The organism is Streptomyces sp. NPDC057654 (assembly GCF_042800135.1).
Classification (GTDB): domain Bacteria; phylum Actinomycetota; class Actinomycetes; order Streptomycetales; family Streptomycetaceae; genus Streptomyces.
In genome coordinates, this window is record NZ_JBHVHQ010000813.1 from 1 (window position 1) to 3,908 (window position 3,908).

Annotated in this window: 5 protein-coding genes; 4 read left to right on the forward strand and 1 reads right to left on the reverse strand. The window is 69.0% G+C overall.

Annotation, left to right across the window (positions count from 1 at the left end):
* Together ACFU99_RS36350 and ACFU99_RS36355 are read left to right on the forward strand one after the other, a co-directional pair.
* Window positions 1–549: MFS transporter (locus ACFU99_RS36350; RefSeq protein WP_384400719.1), on the forward strand; the 549-nt coding region annotated here is incomplete at its 5' end.
* 195 nt (window positions 550–744) lie between these two features.
* Window positions 745–1,611 carry an endo alpha-1,4 polygalactosaminidase gene (locus ACFU99_RS36355; protein WP_384400722.1) on the forward strand — a complete coding sequence of 289 codons (867 nt, stop codon included), beginning with the start codon at window positions 745–747 and terminating at the stop codon, window positions 1,609–1,611.
* Between the two features lie 145 nt (window positions 1,612–1,756).
* On the opposite strand, the gene ACFU99_RS36360 is transcribed toward ACFU99_RS36355, so the two are convergent.
* Window positions 1,757–1,954, reverse strand: a complete 198-nt coding sequence (locus tag ACFU99_RS36360) for a CsbD family protein (RefSeq protein WP_384400726.1) — start codon at window positions 1,952–1,954, stop codon at window positions 1,757–1,759.
* A gap of 341 nt (window positions 1,955–2,295) precedes the next feature.
* Between ACFU99_RS36360 and ACFU99_RS36365 the strand changes: the two genes are divergently transcribed.
* On the forward strand, window positions 2,296–3,102 hold the full coding sequence (locus ACFU99_RS36365; RefSeq protein WP_384400729.1) for a cyclase family protein: 807 nt from the start codon (window positions 2,296–2,298) through the stop codon (window positions 3,100–3,102).
* A complete protein-coding gene (locus tag ACFU99_RS36370) occupies window positions 3,099–3,809 on the forward strand; it encodes a methyltransferase (protein ID WP_384400732.1) in 711 nt (236 codons plus the stop codon). Before ACFU99_RS36365 ends, ACFU99_RS36370 begins: the two co-directional genes overlap by 4 nt.
* The last annotated feature ends 99 nt before the right edge of the window (window positions 3,810–3,908 follow it).

Consider the following 3,908-nt stretch of genomic DNA (forward strand, 5'->3'; position numbering starts at 1 on the left):
GTCGGACTGTCCTCGGCGGCGGTCGGCGCGCTCGTCGCGGCGTCCGGCGCCGGAGGCGTCGCGGGGGCCTTCGCCGCGCGCCGGGTCGCCGCGCGGGTCGGTACGGCCCGTGCGACGCTCCTCTTCGAGCTGGGGCTCGCCCTCTTCGCCCTGCTCATCCCGCTGACCACGAGCGGGGCCGGGGTCCTGTTCTTCGTGGCGGGCGGGTTCTGCCTGTCGGCGGGCGTCGTGGCGGGGAACGTCATCAAGGCGAGCTTCCAGCAGCGCTACTGCCCGCCCGAGCTGCTGGGGAGGCTCACCGCGACGACGGCGTTCCTCAACTACGGGACGATCCCCCTCGGGGCGCTGCTGGGCGGTGCGCTCGGCACCGCGCTCGGGCTGCGCGCCGCGATGTGGATCACCACGGCGGGCATCCCGCTGGCGGCGCTGATCCTGGTCTTCTCACCGATCGGGCGGTCCAGGGACCTGCCGACGACCCCTCGCCGACCGGAACCAGAATCGAACGGACCGCACGATCCGATACACGAACCGGCCTCGTCCCCGCACTGAACCGACGCGCCCCGCACCTTCACGGCGGATCCGGCGCCGCCCGACCACCCCTCATGACCGGGACGTTCGCCCAACGCCCGGCGACCGCCGCGGAGCCGGAGACCTTCGCCGCGGCGCCGGGGCGGACACCGCCGCGCAGTCGGAATCACACAGGCTATGTTCGAATCCGGACGATCATTGTGGAAAGCTGAGCCCGTGCATTCCACGTCCATCCGGTCCACCGGAATCCTGGCTCTGTCCCTCGCGCTCATCACCGGCTGTTCCGCCGGGGCGTCCAAGTCCGCGCCCGAAACGCCGTCGAAGTCCGCCGAGCAGAGCACGTCCGTGAAGTCCGGCGACGACATCAGCCTGCCCGAGGCCAATGTCTCTTTCGACTACCAGATCGGCGGGCCGTACACGCCCCCGGACGGTGTTGAGGCGGTATCGCGCGACCGGACGGCCAAACCGGCCAAGGGCCTCTACAACGTCTGCTACGTCAACGCCTATCAGACCCAGCCGGGCAAGGCGATCGACTGGTGGAAGGAGAACCACGACGGCCTTCTCCTGCGCGACTCCCATAAGAAACTGGTCGTCGACGGGCCCTGGAAGGAACCGCTCCTCGATATCTCCACCCCCGAGAAGCGCAAGGACCTTCTCGACATCATCGGTCCCTGGATCGACGGCTGCGCCGACTCCGGCTTCGACGCCGTGGAGCCCGACAACCTCGATTCCTACGAGCGCTCCCACGACCTGCTCACCGTGGAGGACGCCGCGGAATTCGCCAAGCTCCTGACCCGCCGGGCCCACGACAAGGGCCTGGCCATCGCCCAGAAGAACACCACCGATCTCCTGGAGCAGCACGAGGACATCGGCTTCGACTTCGCCGTCGCCGAGGAATGCGCGCACTACAAGGAGTGCCCTGACTTCATGGAGGCCTACGACAACAAGGTCTTCGCCATCGAGTACGAGAAGGACGATTACGCGGCCGCATGCAAGGCGTGGGGCAAGGATCTCTCCGTCAACCTGCGCGACCGCGATGTGTCGCCTGCCGGTGAGGAGGACTACGTCTCCAAGCGCTGCTGATGAGGCGCGCCACTGATCGAGCGGCCTTTTGCATTACTGGCGCGTGACCGGTTATGAGGTGTGCGCGAGGGGCGCTGCCATGCGGCGGCGCCCCTCGTCCGCTTTTCAGGAGCCCTTGCTGTCGCTCAAGAGCCGTCGCGCTCGCTCAGGATTCGTCGCGTTCGCCGCTCAACGAGTCCTTCACTCCGTCGGCGCGGTCCTTCACGTCGTCGACCGCGCTCTTGACCTTTCCCTTGGCCTGGTCGGTCTTGCCCTCGGATTTCATGCGCTCATTGCCGGTCGCGTTTCCGACGGCCTCTTTCGCTTTGCCCTTGATCTTGTCCATGGCGCTGTTCTCACCCACGGGAGACTCCTCACGGTCGGGATCACTGACGAACCCAAAGTAGTACAAATGGCGCTATGAGGTCCATCGGGGACCTATGTCGCGGCTGCCCGCGACATCTGCCGTTCACGCCCCTTTGGGGGTGTGCAGGTGCGGGTGCCCGGAAATCCGCCGTCAAACCCTCCCCCTCCGGCCGCGCGGACCGGATCGCCGCTGGTCGGGTCGGCGGCAGCCACGTACAGGCGCGCGCGGCCGCGGGCGCAGGACCGGCCGTATGACCGGTGTATCGACCAGGCGGCTCCACAGGTGCACTATCCCGACATCCGGGGCATGACTCAGCAACCTGACCGAAAGGCGTGGACATGGCCCTGTTGGACCCCCTGGCATCGGCGCTTCTGAGCGGTGCGGTGGAGGTGGTCGACCTCACGACCCCGCTGAGCGAGCACACACCCGTCATCGAGCTGCCCCCCGAACTCGGCCAGGCCCGGCCGTTCGAGAGGGAGCTGATCAGCCGGTACGACGCGAACGGGCCGGAGTTCTACTGGAACAACATCCGGCTCTCGGAGCACACCGGCACCCACTTCGACGCCCCTGTCCACTGGCTCTCCGGCCGCGGCCTCGATGACGTCGCATCCGTGCCCCCGGCGCGGCTGGTGGGCCCCGCGGCCGTACTCGACGTCCGCGCCCAGGCCGCCGCGGACCCCGACTACCTGATCACCCGCGAAGACCTCGACGGCTGGGCCGAACAGCACGGCCCGCTGCCCGAGCACGGCTGGCTACTGCTCCGTACGGGCTGGGACGCCCGCGCGGAGGACCCCGACCGGTTCCTCAACGGGGGCCGCAGCCCCGGCATCGGCACCGAATGCGCCCGCTGGCTGGCCGAGGAGACATCGGTGCTGGGCATCGGCGTGGAGACCGTCGGCATCGACGCGGGAGCCGCCGGGTCCTTCGCCGACCGGCCGTTCCCCTGCCACTGGCACCTCCTCGGCGCGGGGAAGTACGGGCTCACCCAACTCCGCAACCTGGACCGGCTGCCCGTCACGGGCTCGATGGTGATGGCAGCGCCGCTCCCCATCGTCGGGGGTTCCGGCAGCCCGGCCCGCGTCCTCGCGCTGGTGGAAAAGACCGAGAAGCCGGCCGATGAGCATGAGCATGAGCATGAGCGATGAACACGAGCGATGACCCGGGGATGGAGCGCAGCCGCGAACTGCTGCGCCGCCATCAGGAACACCCCATGCGCAGGCCCCACACCTTCACCGCCCTGCTCAGGGAATGGGATGTCTTCCCCGGCGTCTTCTCCCCCGAATTCACCCCGGTGACGGCCATGTTCACCGCCTGGCTCCCCTATCCGCCCGGCGGCTCCTTCCTGGAGGTGGGCTGCGGCACCGGGGTCACGGCCGTCTGGGCGGCGCTGCACGGCTGCCGTCGCGTCGTCGCCGTGGACATCAACCGCGCCGCCGTCGAGAACACCCGTGCCAACGCGCGCCGGCACGGCGTCGCCGACCGGCTCACCGCCCTCCACAGCGACCTGTTCGCCGCGCTGCCCGCGGACGCGGCGTTCGACGTCGTCTTCTGGAACTCCAACTACGTGGAGCCCCCGGCCGGCTTCCCCCTCGACACCATGCTCCACCACGCGTTCTTCGACCCCGGATACGCCGCGCACCAGCGCTTCCTCGCCGAAGCGCCCGCTCGTCTGACCCCCGGCGGCCGACTTCTGCTCGGTTTCAGCGACGTCGGCAATCACGAGCATCTGAGGGAGCTGTGCGATACGTACGGGCTGACGCTCTCCACGCTCCGCTCCGAGGTCCGCGAGCTGCACATGACCGTGGAATTCCAGCTCCTGGAGCTGGCCCCGGCCGCCCGTGATCGGCAGTGACAAAACAGCTGCGGCCGGGCGATGCACCTGAAGGTCGTCATCGGCTGGGGGCGCGGCTCGTACGGCAAGGTCGTCACCTGCTGAGCCCCGGCTCATCCC

Bases quoted from the DNA above. Each gene is read 5' to 3' on its own strand.
- ACFU99_RS36365 (WP_384400729.1), top strand. From the start codon at position 2,296: ATGGCCCTGTTGGACCCCCTGGCATCGGCGCTTCTGAGCGGTGCGGTG.
- ACFU99_RS36370 (WP_384400732.1), top strand. From the start codon at position 3,099: ATGAACACGAGCGATGACCCGGGGATGGAGCGCAGCCGCGAACTGCTG.